Genomic DNA, 19,235 nt, shown 5'->3' with positions numbered 1-19,235 from the left:
GTTGTTGTTTAAAGTTTAATAATGTAGTTTACACCAAAATTTACAGGACGAGTTTCATTACTTCCAACAGATGTTGTTGTTCCTGAAATAGTATGACTATGGTTTCCGTTATCTCTTAATTCTCTACTACTTAGTAAATCAGGTTCTGTACTAGAATTATCTGTACCTCCAGAGTAAGTACGAGATCCATTAACTCTTAGAAGGCTATTATATTCACCATTGTTATGATTATGAGCTCCTGTATTATTTGTTTTTAAAGTTCCTGAGTTATGTGCATGACTTTGAAAGTTGTCATTTTGTGTACCCTTTAAAGCTGGTCCATTTTCATTATTTACAGGACTTCTTCCTGTACCTCTTAAAAACATACCTTTTAAGTCAGGAGTAACAGTTGCACCTAATAAATCTCTAAGTATTACTGTTTCATCTGTTATAGGTATATTTCTACCATCACATAATATCCAACCAGTTGGAGCTGTTACTCCAATATATGGCATTATACTCCCAGAAGGAACACCATTAAAAGCCGAATAAGCATAAGGTACATAACGTAATAATTCGTTAGAAATAATCATTGTTCCTTCAGAAATTTTTAAGTAATGTTCATTAGCACTTAAAAGACTCTGTATAGAAGCAGGAACTTCTAATACTGTAGAAAATACGCCAAACTCATCTGTAATAATAGTTATTGTTTCGCTATAAGTTACAACACTAGTTGATGATATTGGATTTAAATAACTTAATTCTGCTGAAATAGTTATAGGTTCATTTTGTCTTGCATTATTATTTGGGTCTCTTGCAATTCCTTGCACTGTAATTCCTTGAGCGAAACTTAATACTGAAATCAGCATTAAAAGAGTACTTAATAACATTCTACTAATCGTCATAATTTTGTTTTTTAATTGTTTTATAAATTGGGAATCAATCTTGATCGATTCTTTTGACGAGTATGAATTAAGATAATTACAAATAAAATTGATAAAATAATATTTTAAGTGAATAATTAAAGACTAAGAAGTAGTTTATTTAATATGTATATAAAAAGAGTTGTTAATGGTTTTGTAAAAAAAAAAACTCCAAAAAAAATATATTTTAAAAGGAGTTATTTTTTTAAAGTAATTGTAATTCAGTGTTTTGAGTAGTGAGGTGAATAATCGTTTACTTCTTTATTTAGAATGTAATATTCAATCTCTAAAATTGGAAAATCAAAATTAAAATAGTGTGTTTTTTTGATGAAATTATTACTTAGAATCTTTTATTTTACTGTGATTTTAGTCTCGTTTTTTATTTGTCGAATAACAAAAGAGCTTTGAATATTGGATATAATCTTAAGTTGAGACATTTTTTTTAATATAAAATTTTCATATTCTTGAATATCTCTCACAATTACTTTCAGTAAAAAATCATAGCCACCAGCGATGTATGAAACATCCATAACTTCATCCAAAGAATTGATGTGTTTTTCAAATTCTTTAAAATCGGATTCTTGATGTTTTAATAGTGTTATTTGACAATATACAATCAAACTTCTATTGATTAATTCAGCATCAACAATTGCCACATATTTTTTGATAATCCCTCTTGATTCAATTTTTTTGATGCGTTCATGTGTTGGCGTAATCGATAAATTTACCTTCTGAGAAAGTTGTTTTATAGACTGTTTTGCGTCTGTTTGAAGTTCATTTATCAATTGTAAATCAATAGCATCTAGTTGTTGCATAGTATATATTTCTGTTTAAGGTTCTATAAATCAAAAGTAAAGTATATTTTTCTTTATAAGTTATTTTTAAAAGTATAATATTCTTAATATTTGGTTTTAAATAGTTTTATTATATTGATTTTTATCTTTGTATTCGAAAAAAACATAGATGATGAATAAGATAGAACAGATATATAACAGGATTAGTAAAAATACAGATACCTTTTTAGGATACCCGTTAGCAAAAGATTTTTCATATAAAGAGTTTGCTCCTTTTTTAGATTTATGTATTAATAACGTGGGTGATCCTGAGTCTGATTCTACTTTAGCAATAGATACAAAAGATATCGAAAAAGAGTGTGTTGCTTTTTTTGCTGATATTCTTTCATCAAACTTAAAAGAAACTTGGGGATACGTTACTAACGGAGGAACTGAAGGTAATTTATACGGTTTATATCTGGCTAGAGAAAATTTTCCTGATGCTGTAGTATATTATAGTGAGTCAACACATTATAGTGTAAAAAAGAATTTACATTTATTAAATATCAAGAATATTGTTGTTAGAAGTCAGGATAATGGAGAAATGGATTATGATGATTTAGAGCAAATATTAATGTTACGTAGAGATAAACCAGCTATTTTCTTTTTGAATATTGGTACTACCATGACAGAAGCTGTTGATAAGCTTGATGAAATTAAAAGAATTATCAAAAAATATGCTATAAAAGATTATTATATACATTGTGATGCTGCTTTTTTAGGAACAATAGCACCATTTGTAACGCCAAAACCAAAATTTGATTTTTCTGAAGGTGTTGATAGTATCGCAATATCAGGACATAAATTTATAGGAGGTCCTATTCCTTGTGGAATTGTAATGGCAAAGAGAAAACATAGAGATCGTATCGCAAATTCAGTGTCTTATGTAGGTACTTTTGATACTACCATAACTGGGTCTCGTAATGGATTAACTCCTTTGTTTTTATGGTCTTTTATTCAAAAACATGGAAAAGAGGGGTTAGCTAGAAGAGTAAAAGAATCACAAGAATTAGCAGGGTATTTAGAAAATGAATTAAATAATATAGGTATAAAAGCATGGCGAAATAAAGAAGCTTTAACTGTTGTATTAGAAAAGCCTTCGGATGAAATATGTAAAAAATATCAATTAGCATCAGAAGAAGATATTGCCCATGTAATTTGTGTTCCTGGTATCAAAAAAGAACAACTTAATGTTTTTTTAGAGGATTTAAAAAAAGAGTTAGCTGACAATTTATGTGCTTTAGTTTAAGTATTAATTTATGTTAACTATCTTTTAATATTAAACAAAAACCCCAAGTATTTTCTTATGATAAAATACTTGGGGTTTTTGTTTTAAGAAAAATCGTATCTTGCATTTTATTATGCATGCATAACATTTTAAATATTCGATAGATGAAATACAAACATATTTTTGAACCATTAGATTTAGGTTTTACAACATTAAAGAATCGTATTTTAATGGGTTCTATGCATACAGGTTTAGAGGAAGAGAAAAATGGAACTCAAAAAATAGCCGAATATTATGCCGAACGTGCTAGAGGTGGAGTTGGGTTAATTGTAACAGGAGGTATTTCTCCGAATATTCAAGGTTGGACTGCGCCATTTTCAGCACGAATGAGCACTAAAAAACATGCTAGAGAACATAAAGTTATTACAGATAGGGTACATAAAGAAGGTAGTAAAATCTGTATGCAAATTTTACATTCGGGTCGTTATGGTTATCATCCACTAACGGTAGCACCTTCAAAAATACAAGCACCTATTAATCCGTATAAACCTTTTGAATTAAAACAATCAGGAATCCGAAGAACTGTTAAAGATTTTGTGAATTGTGCTAAATTATCGCAACAAGCAGGTTATGATGGTGTTGAAATAATGGGGTCTGAAGGATATTTAATAAATCAATTTATTGTAAAAAGAACCAATAAAAGAACTGATAATTACGGAGGAGTTTATGAAAATAGAATCCGTTTAGCTGTAGAATTAGTTCAAAAAATAAGAGAAGCTGTAGGTGAAAATTTTATTATCATTTATAGATTATCAATGTTAGATTTGGTAGAACAAGGAAGTTCTTGGGAAGAAGTCGTACAATTAGGAAAAGAAATAGAAAAAGCAGGAGCAACTATTATAAATACAGGTATCGGTTGGCACGAATCACGCATACCAACCATCGCAACATCAGTACCAAGAGCCGCATTTACTTGGGTTACACAAAAAATGAAAGAAGAATTATCGATTCCTTTAATTACTTCTAATCGAATTAATATGCCCGAAACTGCCGAAAAAGTATTAGCAGAAGGTCATGCAGATATGGTTTCAATGGCACGTCCATTTTTAGCAGATCCGCAATGGGTTAATAAAGCACAACAAGAACGTGACGATGAAATAAATACATGTATTGCTTGTAATCAAGCGTGTTTAGATCATGCTTTTCAGAAAAAAGTAGCAAGTTGTTTGGTAAATCCGAGAGCTTGTCATGAAACAGAATTCAATTATAATCAAACATCAAAAAAGAAAAAAATAGCGGTGGTTGGTGCAGGTCCTGCAGGTTTGTCGGCAGCAACAATTGCTGCTCAAAGAGGGCACAAAGTAACACTTTTTGATGTTGATAAAGAAACAGGAGGTCAGTTTAATATCGCGAAGCAAATACCTGGAAAAGAAGAGTTTTACGAAACTATTCGTTACTTTAATAAACAATTAATTTTACATAACGTAACTGTAAAGTTAAATACAAGAGTTTCTGCTGATGATTTATCAAAAGGTAATTTTGATGAGGTAATTATTGCCACAGGAATTACACCAAGAATGCCAAGAATTAAAGGAATAGAACACGAAAAAGTATTAAATTATATCGATGTAATTAAACATAAAAAAACTGTTGGAAAACGCGTGGCAGTTATTGGTGCTGGTGGAATTGGTTTTGATGTATCAGAATATTTAGCACACGAAGGAGAAAGCACATCTTTAAATATTGATGCTTGGTTACAAGAATGGGGAATTGATAAAACTCTTAAAGCTAGAAGTGGAATCGAAGGAATAACAGCGGAAGTTCATCCATCGCCAAGAGAAATTTTTATGTTTAAACGAAGTAAAGGTAAATTTGGCGAAAATTTAGGGAAAACTACGGGTTGGATTCATCGAGCAACTTTAAAAAATAAAAAAGTACAATTTATAAATGAAGTTCAATATACTAAAATTGATGACGAAGGTTTGCATTATACGCAAGGTGAAGAACAAAAAATATTAGCAGTTGATAATGTTATCATTTGTGCAGGACAACTTCCTTTAAAAGAATTAATAGCTCCTTTAGAGGAAAAAGGTATAAAAACACATGTAATTGGTGGAGCAGATTTTGCTTCGGAACTTGATGCAAAACGAGCAATTAATCAAGGAAGTAGATTAGCTGCTGAAATTTAATAAAACAACTATTAGAATATTTAAAATCCTGCTTTATGCAGGATTTTTTTTTTGTAACGAATTAAACAGTATTTTTAGCCAACTTAATTAGAAAATCCCAACATGAAATCATTTACAATACAAGAAATTAATTCATTATTAAAAGGTGAATTACTAGGTAATTGTTCTGAAAAAATTACAGCTCCAGAGCAAATAGAAAAAGCAGGAAAAGGACAAATTACTTTTATTGGAAATAAAAAATTTGCAAAATTATGGGATATTTCTAACGCAAGTGCAGCTATTGTATGCAGTAAGTTAGATATTCAGCCAGAAGAAAATAAGGCGTTTATAAAAGTTGAAAATGCCGATTTAGCAATGGCAACATTATTAGAAGCTTTTCAGCCTGAAGCACCACATTTTGAAACAGCAATTCATCCAACGGCTGTAATCGATAAAACTGCAACAATAGGCGAAGGCTCTAAAATTGGAGCAAATGCTTATGTTGGTAAAAATGTTGTGTTAGCAAATGGAGTTATTTTATATCCAAATGTTACTATTTTTGATGATACTACTATCGGTCAAAATACCACGGTTTGGTCGGGTACGGTAATTAGAGAAAGAACTATTATCGGAAATAATTGTATTTTTCATAATAATGTAAGTATTGGAGCTGATGGTTTTGGTTACAGACCAAGCGCACAAGGATTAACAAAAATTCCACATATCGGAAATGTAGTTATTGGTAATCAAGTTGAAATTGGTGCAAATTCATGTGTCGATAGAGGTAAATTTAGCTCAACTATTTTAGGCGATGGTTGTAAAATTGATAACTTAGTTCAAATTGGGCATAATTCGGTATTAGGTAAATTCTGTATTATGGCAGGAAGTAGTGGTTTAGCGGGCTCAGTAACTTTAGGCGATGGCGTTATTATTGGCGGAAGTGCTTCTATAAAAGATCATACAACTATTCATTCAGGAGCAGTCGTAGGTGCAGGATCTGGCGTTATTGCTGATGTTCCCGCAGGAAAAACCGTGCTTGGATATCCTGCAACCGATGCTAAACAAATGATGAAGCAATGGGTTGCATTACGTAAATTAGGTAGAAATTAGTAGATAAATATTTTTAATTAAAACCTCGCTTTTAGTGAGGTTTTTTTGTGTTATTATTTTGATACATAAATCAATAAAAATAATTTTTAGAAGCAATTTCCCGCTTTCCGCACTCGCTTTTTTTGTTTGAAAAAAACAAAAAAGAGCTCAAACAATTGCTTCAATCGGGGCTAGAAATTTTTACTATGCTATTAGAGCTTGTTTAAATTTCATTTAAAAACCTTTTATCGCTAAAAAATCGAATCCGTCAAACTGAATTTATTTCAGTTTCGCATCCTGATTTGCCGTAGTTCTTCGCTTTATGCGATGCTGAAATAAATTCAGCATGACGTTTATATCTAAAAAAAACACACTTTTATATTTTTAGCCTATTTTTTTATCTTCAGAAAATAATAATAGTTCTATTTAACTACAAAAAACGACTTATTTAAACAATAAATTATAAAAAATCAATAATTATAGTATGTTTTTAAGATAAAAATGAACTATCAGTAATTAGAAATAATAAAATAAAAGCCGATATTTGTCGCAGATATTTTTTTAAAGAGTAAATTATGGCAATGAATAAAAATAATGTCCTCGCTTGGGCAACAATTATAATGGTTTTAATAGGTCTTTTACTAGTATTACTAGGGGCTTTTAGATATGATGATGTAGCAGGATATGGTTTTGGAGCAGTAGGTTTAGGATTTTTTGCAAATGCATGGGTTTTCAACGCCTTAAAAGGAAGAGTTTAATTAATAAAAAAATAGCACAAAAATGTCAGACGATAAGAAGGTTATATTTTCAATGAATAAGGTTTCAAAAACCTATCAAAGTACGAATAAACAAGTTTTAAAAGATATTTATTTAAGTTTCTTCTACGGAGCTAAAATTGGTATTTTAGGTTTAAACGGATCGGGTAAATCTACTTTATTAAAAATAATAGCAGGAGTAGAGAAAAATTTTCAAGGTGATGTAACTTTTTCACCAGGTTATAAAGTTGGTTATTTAGAGCAAGAACCAAAATTAGACGAAACCAAAACGGTTATTGAAATAGTTAAAGAAGGTGTTGCTGAAACTGTTGCGATTTTAGAAGAATACAACAAAATCAACGATATGTTTGGCTTAGAAGAAGTGTATTCTGATGCTGATAAAATGGACAAGTTAATGGCACAACAAGCAGAGCTTCAAGATAAAATTGATGCTTCTAATGCTTGGGAACTTGATACTAAACTTGAAATTGCTATGGATGCGTTACGTACTCCAGATGGTGATACTCCAATTAAAAACTTATCAGGAGGGGAAAGAAGAAGAGTTGCTTTATGTAGATTATTATTACAAGAACCAGAAATTTTATTATTAGATGAGCCTACCAATCACTTGGATGCGGAATCTGTACACTGGTTAGAGCATCATTTAGCACAATATAAAGGAACTGTAATCGCTGTAACGCATGATAGATATTTCTTAGATAACGTTGCAGGTTGGATTTTAGAATTAGACAGAGGTGAAGGAATTCCTTGGAAAGGAAATTATTCTTCTTGGTTAGATCAAAAATCTAACAGAATGGCACAAGAAAGCAAAACAGCTTCTAAGCGTCAAAAAACATTAGAACGTGAATTAGAATGGGTTCGTCAAGGTTCAAAAGGTCGTCAAACAAAGCAAAAAGCACGTTTGAAGAATTATGATAAATTGATGAGTCAAGATCAGAAACAAACTGATGAAAAGTTAGAGATTTATATTCCTAATGGTCCACGTTTAGGAACAAATGTTATTGAAGCAAGTGGTGTTTCAAAAGCTTTTGGTGATAAATTATTATACGATAATTTAGAATTTAATCTTCCGCAAGCGGGAATTGTTGGAATTATCGGACCAAACGGTGCAGGTAAAACGACTATCTTTAAAATGATAATGGGAGAAGAAACTCCTGATGATGGAAGTTTTAAAGTAGGTGAAACTGCTAAAATTGCTTATGTAGATCAGGCACACTCTAACATTGATGCTGATAAATCTATTTGGGAGAATTTCTCTGAAGGTCAAGATTTAGTAATGATGGGAGGGAAGCAAGTAAATTCTCGTGCTTATTTAAGTCGTTTTAACTTTGGTGGAAGTGAACAAAACAAAAAAGTTTCTACACTTTCTGGAGGTGAGCGTAACCGTTTACACTTAGCAATGACTTTAAAAGAAGAAGGAAACGTTTTATTATTAGATGAACCTACCAATGATTTAGATGTAAATACATTAAGAGCATTAGAAGAAGGTTTAGAAAACTTTGCAGGTTGTGCTGTAGTTATTAGTCACGATAGATGGTTTTTAGATAGAATTTGTACACATATTTTAGCTTTTGAAGGAAATAGTGAAGTTTATTTCTTTGAAGGAGGATTCTCTGAATATGAAGCAAATAAAAAGAAACGTTTAGGTGGAGATTTAATGCCAAAACGTATTAAATACAGAAAATTAATTAGATAATTTAAAATTAATATTATTTAATAAAAAACTCGAAGCTTTATAGCTTCGAGTTTTTTTATTCTAATAGTCTGTTTAAGAATCAAATAAAAATGAGATTAACCGTCATGCTGAATTTATTTCAGCATCGCATAAGGCTAATAACTCTAGTAAACAGACTCTGGTAAATCAGGATGTGAAACTGAAATAAATTCAGTTTGACGGATTCCATTTTCTGTTTTTATACTATAATACTTTATAAGATAAATCGTAACGTAATCCTACGGATACATTGGTAATAGCAGGTTTATCAGAATCATTATAATTTAAAACTTCAATATAAGTTCTAACACTTTTATTGAATCTTTTTTCACATGTAATGTTAAATCCGTTACCATCTATAGTGCCATTATCATAGTTAAAATAACTTGTTTTAACGTTGTAGCTTTTATTAAAAGAATACACAGCAGTAACATCTAAAGTACTTCCATCAAGTTTTAAACCTGCATCATTTTTAATATTAATATTTTGATAATTAATAGCTGTATATAGTTTTTTGAAAAGAGTTGTAGATCCTGCAAAAGCAAAGATATCTCGTTTAATACCATTAGCATCTTCATCAGTAAGATAAGAGGTTGCTAGGTAAAAACTTTTAGCAGTATATCCTACTCCAAACATTGCAGCATCAACATAACTTCTGCCATAAGTATCATCAGTAACTCCACCGTTTGTAGAACCTGAATCTCCATTTATTTGTATACCAGTATCAATTTTAAATTTCCCTAAAGTATTTCTATAAGTAACTAAATTATTTGTTCTAAAAGGACTTTGAGTATCATATGCAAATGGGCTTGATCTATGATTAAAAACATCAGTTACTTCGGCAACAATATTATAATGAGGCGACCATTGTTTTCCAATAGCAATTCTTCCCCATTTACCTTTTAAACCAGCATAACCTAAACGAGCATCACCAAAATCAGCATCAGCTTCAACATCAATATCCCATTCTCCTCTAACAAATGCTGTTAAATTTTTATCTATTTTTTGTTCCGCTTTAAATCCTAATCGAGAGAAAAAATCTGTAACATCAAGACTTTCAATTTTTTTTGCTCTATCATTTCGATAGGTAATAGAAGGTCTTAAGCTTCCGTAAATAGTGATTTTTTGATTTTTTTTAACTTTTATAGTATCTCTTTTTACTTGCTTTTTATTATCTTTTTTTAATAATAAAGTTTTAAAAGAGCTTATTTTCAATACTTCAGTAGGTTTTGCTTGCAGATTTGATACAAACATTCCTACAGCTATAGTAGTGAACATAATTTTTTTACTCATAGGTATTTAATTTTATTAATTTATCTAAATGCTACATAGCACTGGGCAAATGTACGATAGAAACATAAATTTTTTTCTATATTCATATTATTTAGACAGCATTGTTACTTTATGTAAAAAATTATAAATGAATTATTAACTGAAAAGAACTTGATACTTTATAATTAATTATAGAAATAAAAAAAACCGAAACAATTTGTTTCAGTTTTAATAAAAATATAATAAAAGTAACTCTTATAAATTAGGAATTACTAATTCTTGACCGATACTAATAGCATCAGCAGATTTTAAAATACTATTGTTAGCTTCAAAAATTTCGTTATATTTCATTGCATCACCGTAATATTGTTTTGCAATTTTACCTAATGTATCTCCACTTACTACAGTATGATTTGCAAATACAGTAGTATCTTCAATTGTAATATCAGCAATGATATCAGTAGGGTTTTCTCCTCCAACTGCTTTTATAGCATCCCAAAGTAAGTTTTTTTCATATTGGTTTTTTGCAGTTCCACTAACATGTAAAACACCGTTTTCTTCTTTTACGTCTCCGTTTTTAATATTTAATTCTTGACCTAAATTTAAAACATTTTGATATTTTGCTTTCATTTTTATTTTTTTATCATTGTTAATTTATTTAAATATACAAAAAAAGAGAAATACTGAACAAGACAACTAAATTAATTAATAGTTAATGATGAAAAAAAAATCTCCAAGAACCGAAGTTCTTGGAGATAAATAAAGATTAAATAAAAGCTTTATTAAAAAGCTGTACCTGGAGCTTCAGGTCCAGCAGGACTAGCTGCTTGTGCCTTTTGAGGGTTTAATACAATATAAGTACCAATAGCTGTTAAAGCTGCATACTTACTGTATTTTCCCATTTTCTTTAAAGCCTCTCCACGGCTTATATTTGTGTCTTTAGATATATCTTGTTTTTTCATCTTGAATTTTTTCTTAATTATTTAAAATAACTTTTTTGTTAACCTTTTTAGCTCCACTTGTTACATTTACAACATAAACTCCTGAAGAAACCTTAGGTAAGTTTATTACTGTAGTTCCGTTAGAGTTAAAAGTTTTAGCCATTACTTGTTTTCCTATTGTAGAATAAATAGTAATTGAATTACCTTCAGATTGTAAACCTGTAATAGTTAACTCGTTTTTAGCCGATTGATATACAGAAATATTACTTAAAGTAATTTCTTCATCATTTACTTTATTAGAAGTGTGTACAAAAAATTGATTAGCTGTATTAGCATTTCCTTTTAAAGCTACACTATAATTTCCTTCAGATAAATTAACAAACTCGTTATTTTCTTTATCTTCTATAAAAACCTGTGTATCATTAGGTAAGTTAAATGAATCAGCAGAAAAAACAATTGTTTGATCAGTAGCTACTTTTAATTCAACAGGAACGATAGTTGTTTCTAAGTTTTCTTTAGGTAAAGACTGAACAGCATATTCTTTAGTGTTTTCTTTACTAACTAATTTAGAATACATATTAAAGTTGCTTTTAGCTCCTTTAAATACAGTACCATCATAACCATTATCAAAACCAGTTGTAGCTCCTTCTAAATAATATAATTTAGTAGTTTTAACAGCTCCGTTACTAGAAGTAGCAGTTATGTTAACTTGAGTTTTAGTATTTGCTTGTTTTTGAAAAGTACCAGTAGTATGTGATTGATTAGCTTTATCAAAAGTTACATTAGTATTTGCTGCAGCACTAATAAAGAACCCTTGTCCTGGAGCTACTTGAAAATTATTATCAATACCTGCTAATTTTAAATCATAACTATTAGTAGCTTGATTCCATAACCAAGCAGTACCTTCAGATACAACATTTGTTAAAGGATTCGCGTTAAAAAACTCACCTAAGTTAATGTAAGAAGTATAAGGGTTACCTACTAAATTATAGCTATTTGTAGCTGTTGTTATAGGAAGTGTAACATTTTCTGAATTAACAGTTCCATTAAATATAAGATCTTCAGCAACTTTTAATTTTACAGAGTATCCTTTACCTGAAGTAATATTTAAATTCGCATTAGACATTTGGTAATCCCAAGCAGTTCCATCATTTTTATATGGAGCAATACCAATAGCTCCAGTACCACTTGCAGCAAATATGTTATTTGATACCATATCTGTTAACGTTTCATTGTTTAATGGAGACGCTATTAAGTACCAGTTGCTAGTTGCTAAATTTCTTTTATAAGTAACAGCAGCTGTTAATGTGCTATTTGCAATTAAAGTAGCTCCTGATTCAATAACAACTGTATTAACCGTAGTAGGAGTGTTTATAGTAGGAAATTGAGATGCATTTGCTGCAATAATAACATCACTTGTACTTGTAGGTACAGTATTAGTATCCCAGTTTGCTGCATTATTCCAGTCACTATTAGTAGCTCCTGTCCATGTATTAGTACTAGGAGTAGGTATAACAATACTACCTGCTTCAATTGCACCTTGTGGTTTTGTGTAAAAAGCGTATTCAGAAATAGAAAAACCGTCACCATTAGCATCAACAGTAGCTTTAAACCATCCATATACTGTATTACCTTTATATATCGATTCAAATCCAATGTATCCTGTTTTATTATCCCAAGCAGTATATGTATCTGTATATATACTTAATAAATCAGGGTAAAGACCAGGAGTGAAGTTACTTGCTGTTGAAATTAATTCACCATTATTTAATAAAGTAATATCTTTTGTTGTAGCATTAGCAATTAAACTTTTTCCATATGTTTCAACTTGTAAATTTTGTGCAGATGGAATATATGCTCCATAGTCATAATAATCACCATCTAATTCAGGAATAGAAAACCATTGCCAGTTTGCAGCAGTAGTTGCAGATGCGTTAAGTGTTCCTGTTATTATAGTATAAGGATCTAAGAAATTTACATCAATACTATTAGTTGTATTAGTAATATTATTATAACCAGTACTAAAAGCACCTGCATTAAATGTTACATTATAAGCAGTATTATTTGCTTCAGCATGATTTGCAGCTGTACCAACAATACTTAAATTAACTTGTGTACTACTTACATAAGTTACTTGAACAGTATAATTATTAGGTGTATTAGTTGTAAAATCTACACCAGCAACAAAAGTTTTGTTAGCAAATTGAGCAGCACCAGAAACACTAATTTCTGTAGAAAAATTAACATTACCATTATTATCAGAGGTTTCAGAAGCTATATTAGAAGCTAAAAGTAATTCAGCTGCATTAGCGTCAATTAATGTTTGACCAGCTAAAATATCACCATTTGGTTCTGTAGAAAAAGCATATTCATATACAGTAACAGTTTCACCATCTGCAGAAACACTAGCTTTCATCCATCCGTTAATAGTTTCTCCATTATGGTCTGTAGTAAAACCAATATAACCAGTTTTACCTTCCCATGTCGTATAACCATCATATCTAATATCTAATTGACCAGGATAATCTTCTGGAGCAGTAAAATTACTTGCAGTAGAAATAAGATCACCTTGCTCTAAAAGAGTAATATCTCTTGTTCCTGTATTTGTAACTAATTTTTTACCATAAGTTTCAATTTTTAAATGACCTGTTACATATGCCCATGTACCATAAGTATAATCTCCATTAATAAGAGTTAAATTAAGGTTGTCCCAAGTAGCTCCTGTTGTAGCAGAAATATCATCAATGTTCGAATAAATAATTTCGAATGGATCATAAAATTTAAAATCTAAACCAACTGTAGTACAAGATAAGTTAGATGCTCCAGAAAAAGATGAAACATTAAAACTTAAGTTTTTAGTTTCATTGTTTGTTGCAGTATGACTAGTTGCTGTACCTGTTAAAGTTAATGTTGCAGTAGTTAAAGAAGTAACTTCAATAGAAGAGCTTAAACCTTGAGGTAAAGCTAAAGTATAATCTGTATTTTCCGTAAGAGAACCTGAAGCAGCAGAAAATTCAGCGTTATCAAGAGTTATAGTTACAGTTTGATTAAAGCTACCGTCATTACTTACCATTTCTTTAACACTGTTAGTGTCAGTGATTAAAGAACCACCAGTATTATTAACACCAGTATCCATTAAGTTTTGAGCAGTCCATAATGTAACACGTGCAGGATGTTGTAATGCAGCTAACATACGATCTGTTTGTCCTTTTGTAAACATACTATAACAACCGTATGCAGCACCATTGTACCCCATGTAGTTTTCGTAGTTAATGTTTTCACCAAAACAGTTTAAACTAGGTGTACAAGATCCATCAGGAACCACTGATTCTGCTTCGGCAGGAGTATCTAAAACTTCATCATTAGGCATTGTACAACCACCATCAAAAGTGTGTATAAGATTTAAAAAGTGACCAAGTTCATGAGTTAATACAGAAGCAAATTCATCACCAGTATTTCCATGTAAATAAGCACCGTTATATACAACTCTTGCAGTACCACTATCTGACATAGATGTATTAGGGTACCATGCTACACCTGAGTTTGTTGTACTACCATCACCATATAAATCATTCTGGATGTATATGTTAACATATTTGTAGTTGTCCCAAGCATCAGCGGCAACAGCTGCATCAGAACCTGTTCCACCATAACCAGATTTTTCATCATAATAAACAACACCACTAGTACAGTTTCCATTAGGATCTAGTTGTGCTAATTTAAATTCAACATCTAAAGTACTTTTTATAGGAGCAAATTGTGCATCAACAGTTGCAAAATCTGCATTTAAACCTTGAAAGTCTTCATTCATTTTTTGTAAAGCTACTTTAATTTTATCAGTAGTTACAGTTAAACCACTTTGTACTTCACCATATACATGAAATACAACAGGTACAGTATATGTACTTGGTAGTTTATTTCTTTGACTTTTTGACATTGTTCTTGAGCTTTTATTAAACTCAATATATTCTTTTCTAGCTTCAGGATTACTTTTAAAATAAAGTTCATTCTGAACACTTGCTTTACAGGCGCGTTCCGATTGTGAATAAATTTTGGAGTATAAAGCTGAAACCAAAATCAATAGGATAAGAGTAAAATTTTTTCTCATTTAAGGATTGTTTTTTTAGTATATAATTGTTAGTTATATAGTTAAGATTATGTTAATATAATGTGAAGATACGTTTTGTTGTTTGATTATGAGTGTTTTTAATCTATTTACGGTAATATTGTATCACTTTTTGTTTGTTTGGTATTTAATTAACGCTATTATAAGTGCTTTTATTTCATTTATATAGTGTTTTTTTTAGTTTTTTAGTGGCTTTTTTTATTGATAACACTTATTTATTACTCTATTATTGAATAATTCATTATTCTACGGAAATCCGTAAAAATAAAGGGGCTGCAGCTGAATTTTTTTACAAACACTTAGAGTCTGTTTAAATTTTAGTCAATAAAATTTTATTACAAAATTCACAAATAATAATAATAATCTGTCAGTTCGAGTAATTTTTTTCCTTAAAAAAAAATGTATCGAGAACTTTTTATCAAAAAAAAATTGATAAATTTTTAATTACTTCTAGTCATTAAAATCAATCGAATTTATAAAATTGTGTAGAAACTTAAATAAATACAGTTTGGCATATTCTGTTTTTCAGCTATAAAACGTTTTTAAATGAAACTTAAATAGGCTCTTCTTTTAATTTTTAAACAAAAAAAACTCGCCAAATTGACGAGGTTTTTAAAATTTTATATTAATTATTTTTTAAATAATCAGAGATTTATAAATGAATTACTTCATCATAAGCATCGGCAACAGCTTCCATAACCGCTTCACTCATTGTTGGGTGAGGGTGAATTGTTTTTAAAACTTCATGACCAGTAGTTTCTAACTTTCTACCTAAAACAGCTTCAGCAATCATATCGGTAACACCTGCACCAATCATATGACAACCTAACCATTCACCGTATTTTGCATCAAAAATTACTTTTACAAAACCGTCGGTAGTTCCGGCAGCCGTAGCTTTTCCAGAGGCAGAGAATGGAAATTTACCAACTTTTAAATCGTAACCAGCTTCTTTTGCTTGTTTTTCTGTCATTCCAACAGAAGCAATTTCAGGAGTAGCATAGGTACAACCAGGAATATTTCCATAGTCAATAGCTTCAGTATGTAAACCAGCTAATTTTTCAACTAAAGTAATTCCTTCAGCAGAAGCAACGTGTGCTAAAGCTGGTCCAGGAGTTACATCACCAATAGCAAAATAACCAGGAATATTTGTTTGATAAAAATCGTTTACTAAAATTTTATCTCTATCAGTAATAATTCCAACATCTTCTAAACCGATGTTTTCGATATTTGTTTTAATTCCAACAGCCGATAATAAAATATCTGCTTCTAAAACAACTTCACCTTTTTTAGTTTTAACGGTAGCTTTTACGCCATCGCCAGAAGTATCAACAGTTTCAACAGATGAACTTGTCATTACTTTAATACCCGATTTTTTGAAAGAACGCTCCATTTGTTTCGAAACATCAATATCTTCAACAGGTACAATGTTTGGCATAAATTCAACAACAGTAACATCCGTTCCCATTGAATTATAAAAATGTGCAAACTCAACACCAATAGCACCTGAACCTACAACAATCATAGATTTTGGTTGACTAGGTAAGCTCATCGCCTGACGATAACCAATTACTTTTTTACCATCTTGAGGTAAATTTGGTAAAACTCTAGAACGTGCTCCAGTTGCGATAATAATATTATCAGCAGAATATTCAGTTACAGAACCATCTTTAGCGGTAACATCAACTTTTTTACCAGTTTTAATTTTACCAAAACCGTCAATAATATCAATTTTGTTCTTTTTCATTAAAAAAGAAACACCTTTACTCATTCCTTCGGCAACACCACGACTACGTTTAATAACTGCTTCAAAATCTTTATCGATTGCTTCAGCTTTTAAACCATATTGGTCAACATGTTTTAAATAATCATAAACCTGAGCAGATTTTAACAATGCTTTTGTAGGAATACACCCCCAGTTTAAGCAAATTCCACCTAAATTTTCCTTTTCAATTACTGCCGTTTTAAATCCTAATTGCGATGCTCTAATAGCAGTTACATAACCTCCAGGACCACTTCCGATTATTAATACGTCGTATTTCATGTCGTTAATTTTTTACTTATTGTTTCTTTATATTATATATTTTTGTCACTTCGAGTGATTTTATTTTCAAAATCGTATCGAGAAGTTGGGCGTTCGAGCGGGCTTTCACTACTCGCTTTTTTTTGAAGAAAAATCAAAAAAAGAGCTCAGACATACCGTTCAATCCCTAACGCGAATTTTCGTTTTTTCAATCCTATTTATTTTTAATTTTTTGAATTTTAGTTCTTTTATCAAAAAATAAATAGGGCAGAAGCAACATTTTTTACATTCTTTCAGGAACTTCAATTCCTAATAAAGCAAATGCAGATTTAATAGTATCGGCAACTTTTTTAGATAACTGAACTCTGAATACTTTTTTATCTTTGTTTTCTTCTCCTAAAATATGTACATTTTGATAAAAAGAATTGAATTCTTTTACCAATTCGTACGTATAATTTGCAATTACGGCAGGCGAATAATTGTTAGCGGCTTGCTGAATTACTTCAGGATATAATTCTAATTGTTTAATTAATTCTTTTTCTTTTGCGTGTAATTCAATTGAAACAGTATTTGAATAATCAAAATCAGCTTTTCTTAAAATAGATTGAATTCTAGCATAAGTATATTGAATAAAAGGTCCTGTATTTCCTTGAAAATCTACAGAAGCTTTCGGATCGAATAAAATTCTCTTTTTAGGATCTACTTTTAAGATGAAATATTTTAAAGCTCCTAAACCGATAACTCTATATAATTCTTCTTTTTCTTCATCAGAATACCCTTCTAATTTTCCTAGTTCTTGAGAAATAGTACGAGCAGTATCGGTCATTTCGTCCATTAAATCATCGGCATCAACGACAGTTCCCTCACGAGATTTCATTTTTCCAGAAGGTAAATCTACCATTCCGTAACTTAAATGATGTAATTGTTCAGCCCAAGAATATCCTAATTTCTTTAAAATTAAGAATAAAACTTTAAAGTGATAATCTTGTTCGTTACCAACTGTGTAAACCATTCCGCCAACATCGGGCATATCTTTTGCACGCTGAATTGCAGTTCCAATATCTTGCGTCATATAAACTGATGTTCCGTCAGAACGTAAAACTAGTTTTTCATCCAAACCATCTTCGGATAAATCGCACCAAACAGAACCGTCTTCTTTTTTGAAGAAAACACCACTTTCTAATCCTTCATCAACAGTATCTTTTCCTAATAAATACGTATTACTTTCGTAATATAATTTATCAAAATCGACACCAATACTTTTATAAGTAACATCAAATCCTTTGTAAACCCAAGAATTCATTTCTTTCCAAAGTGTTACAACTTGCTCATCACCAGCTTCCCATTTACGAAGCATTGCTTGAGTTTCAATAAATAAAGGTGCTTGTTTTTTAGCATCATCTTCAGAAATACCTGATGCAACTAAAGTTGCAATTTCTTTTTTATATTCTTGGTCGAATTTTACGTAGTAGTTTCCTACTAATTTATCACCTTTTAAACCTGTGTTTTCAGGAGTTTCTCCGTTTCCGAATTTTTCCCAAGCCAACATCGATTTACAAATATGTATTCCTCTATCATTAATGATTTGAGTTTTGTATACTTTTTTACCCGATGCTTTTAAAATTTCAGCAACCGAATACCCTAATAAAACATTACGAACGTGTCCTAAGTGTAAAGGTTTATTTGTGTTAGGAGATGAATATTCTACCATACGAGAAGAATCATCCGCCGAAGGCGAAATAAATCCGTAAGAAGTATCTGTAGCTATCTGATTAAAAAAATCAGTATAAAAACTGTTTGTAATAACTAAGTTTAAAAATCCTTTTACCACATTATAGTTGGTGATTTCGGTAACATTTTCAACAAGGTATTTTCCTAAATCCTCGCCAATTTGAACAGGATTTCCTTTTTTATACCTTAGAAGAGGAAACACCACCACAGTGATATCTCCTTCAAAATCTTTACGGGTTGCTTGAAATTCTACACTAGGAATTTCAATATTATATAAGGTTGAAAATCCTTCTTTTACTTTTGCTTCAATTAAGGTTTGTATACTCATTAGTTGTTGAAAATTGAACAACAAAATTACACAATTTATTTGGATGATATTTAAAGAGAAACTAACAATTTATTTATCAGTTTTGATAGTTGAATTATCTGAAATAA

General features: G+C 30.4%; 13 protein-coding genes. 5 read left to right on the top strand and 8 right to left on the bottom strand.

The window, feature by feature from the left end:
• Nucleotides 1-8 precede the first annotated feature (8 nt).
• Complete coding sequence (locus AB0T67_RS03245; protein WP_369219126.1) at nt 9-884, bottom strand: tail fiber protein; 876 nt, start codon at nt 882-884, stop codon at nt 9-11.
• 368 nt (nt 885-1,252) lie between these two features.
• Entirely contained in the window at nt 1,253-1,717 is a 465-nt protein-coding gene (locus tag AB0T67_RS03240) for an Lrp/AsnC family transcriptional regulator (protein WP_369219125.1), read from the bottom strand.
• Between the two features lie 148 nt (nt 1,718-1,865).
• Here AB0T67_RS03240 and AB0T67_RS03235 point away from each other — a divergent pair, with 148 nt between their 5' ends.
• From AB0T67_RS03235 to ettA, 5 genes are all read left to right on the top strand, one after another.
• On the top strand, nt 1,866-2,984 hold the full coding sequence (locus tag AB0T67_RS03235; RefSeq protein WP_369219124.1) for a histidine decarboxylase: 1,119 nt from the start codon (nt 1,866-1,868) through the stop codon (nt 2,982-2,984).
• 143 nt (nt 2,985-3,127) lie between these two features.
• Complete coding sequence (locus AB0T67_RS03230) at nt 3,128-5,152, top strand: oxidoreductase (protein WP_369219123.1); 2,025 nt, start codon at nt 3,128-3,130, stop codon at nt 5,150-5,152.
• Between the two features lie 102 nt (nt 5,153-5,254).
• The gene (gene lpxD / locus AB0T67_RS03225; protein ID WP_369219122.1) at nt 5,255-6,241 is read left to right on the top strand and encodes a UDP-3-O-(3-hydroxymyristoyl)glucosamine N-acyltransferase; all 987 of its coding nucleotides are present in this window, start codon (nt 5,255-5,257) and stop codon (nt 6,239-6,241) included.
• Between the two features lie 554 nt (nt 6,242-6,795).
• On the top strand, nt 6,796-6,978 hold the full coding sequence (locus AB0T67_RS03220; protein ID WP_271231830.1) for a CAL67264 family membrane protein: 183 nt from the start codon (nt 6,796-6,798) through the stop codon (nt 6,976-6,978).
• A gap of 22 nt (nt 6,979-7,000) precedes the next feature.
• Nucleotides 7,001-8,692 carry an energy-dependent translational throttle protein EttA gene (gene ettA, locus AB0T67_RS03215; RefSeq protein ID WP_369219121.1) on the top strand — a complete coding sequence of 564 codons (1,692 nt, stop codon included), beginning with the start codon at nt 7,001-7,003 and terminating at the stop codon, nt 8,690-8,692.
• 222 nt (nt 8,693-8,914) lie between these two features.
• Here ettA and AB0T67_RS03210 read toward each other — a convergent pair whose 3' ends face one another.
• The 6 genes from AB0T67_RS03210 to argS all read right to left on the bottom strand — a co-directional run bounded on the left by AB0T67_RS03210 (nt 8,915) and on the right by argS (nt 19,128).
• The gene (locus tag AB0T67_RS03210) at nt 8,915-10,003 is read right to left on the bottom strand and encodes a porin (protein WP_369219120.1); all 1,089 of its coding nucleotides are present in this window, start codon (nt 10,001-10,003) and stop codon (nt 8,915-8,917) included.
• A 234-nt stretch (nt 10,004-10,237) separates the two neighbouring features.
• Nucleotides 10,238-10,612: a LysM peptidoglycan-binding domain-containing protein gene (locus tag AB0T67_RS03205; protein WP_369219119.1), complete on the bottom strand. Its 375-nt coding sequence runs from the start codon at nt 10,610-10,612 to the stop codon at nt 10,238-10,240.
• A gap of 152 nt (nt 10,613-10,764) precedes the next feature.
• Nucleotides 10,765-10,944: a hypothetical protein gene (locus AB0T67_RS03200; RefSeq protein WP_369218928.1), complete on the bottom strand. Its 180-nt coding sequence runs from the start codon at nt 10,942-10,944 to the stop codon at nt 10,765-10,767.
• A gap of 13 nt (nt 10,945-10,957) precedes the next feature.
• Nucleotides 10,958-15,031 (bottom strand): M43 family zinc metalloprotease, encoded by a 4,074-nt coding sequence (locus tag AB0T67_RS03195; protein ID WP_369219118.1) that lies wholly within the window; start codon nt 15,029-15,031, stop codon nt 10,958-10,960.
• Between the two features lie 670 nt (nt 15,032-15,701).
• A complete protein-coding gene (gene lpdA / locus AB0T67_RS03190; RefSeq protein WP_369219117.1) occupies nt 15,702-17,090 on the bottom strand; it encodes a dihydrolipoyl dehydrogenase in 1,389 nt (462 codons plus the stop codon).
• 262 nt (nt 17,091-17,352) lie between these two features.
• Complete coding sequence (argS, locus tag AB0T67_RS03185; RefSeq protein ID WP_369219116.1) at nt 17,353-19,128, bottom strand: arginine--tRNA ligase; 1,776 nt, start codon at nt 19,126-19,128, stop codon at nt 17,353-17,355.
• Nucleotides 19,129-19,235 lie beyond the last annotated feature (107 nt).

Source organism: Tenacibaculum salmonis (assembly GCF_041053065.1).
In the GTDB taxonomy this organism is placed as follows: Bacteria; Bacteroidota; Bacteroidia; order Flavobacteriales; family Flavobacteriaceae; genus Polaribacter; species Polaribacter pacificus_A.
This window is presented reverse-complemented; position numbering and strand designations above follow the sequence as displayed.

What these genes read in the sequence shown, in the direction of transcription:
- AB0T67_RS03230 (WP_369219123.1), top strand. Translation starts at nt 3,128, where the DNA reads ATGAAATACAAACATATTTTTGAACCATTAGATTTAGGTTTTACAACA.
- argS (WP_369219116.1), bottom strand. Translation starts at nt 19,128, where the DNA reads ATGAGTATACAAACCTTAATTGAAGCAAAAGTAAAAGAAGGATTTTCA.
- AB0T67_RS03220 (WP_271231830.1), top strand. Translation starts at nt 6,796, where the DNA reads ATGGCAATGAATAAAAATAATGTCCTCGCTTGGGCAACAATTATAATG.
- AB0T67_RS03240 (WP_369219125.1), bottom strand. Translation starts at nt 1,717, where the DNA reads ATGCAACAACTAGATGCTATTGATTTACAATTGATAAATGAACTTCAA.
- AB0T67_RS03245 (WP_369219126.1), bottom strand. Translation starts at nt 884, where the DNA reads ATGACGATTAGTAGAATGTTATTAAGTACTCTTTTAATGCTGATTTCA.
- ettA (WP_369219121.1), top strand. Translation starts at nt 7,001, where the DNA reads ATGTCAGACGATAAGAAGGTTATATTTTCAATGAATAAGGTTTCAAAA.
- AB0T67_RS03195 (WP_369219118.1), bottom strand. Translation starts at nt 15,031, where the DNA reads ATGAGAAAAAATTTTACTCTTATCCTATTGATTTTGGTTTCAGCTTTA.
- AB0T67_RS03210 (WP_369219120.1), bottom strand. Translation starts at nt 10,003, where the DNA reads ATGAGTAAAAAAATTATGTTCACTACTATAGCTGTAGGAATGTTTGTA.
- lpxD (WP_369219122.1), top strand. Translation starts at nt 5,255, where the DNA reads ATGAAATCATTTACAATACAAGAAATTAATTCATTATTAAAAGGTGAA.
- AB0T67_RS03205 (WP_369219119.1), bottom strand. Translation starts at nt 10,612, where the DNA reads ATGAAAGCAAAATATCAAAATGTTTTAAATTTAGGTCAAGAATTAAAT.
- AB0T67_RS03235 (WP_369219124.1), top strand. Translation starts at nt 1,866, where the DNA reads ATGATGAATAAGATAGAACAGATATATAACAGGATTAGTAAAAATACA.
- AB0T67_RS03200 (WP_369218928.1), bottom strand. Translation starts at nt 10,944, where the DNA reads ATGAAAAAACAAGATATATCTAAAGACACAAATATAAGCCGTGGAGAG.
- lpdA (WP_369219117.1), bottom strand. Translation starts at nt 17,090, where the DNA reads ATGAAATACGACGTATTAATAATCGGAAGTGGTCCTGGAGGTTATGTA.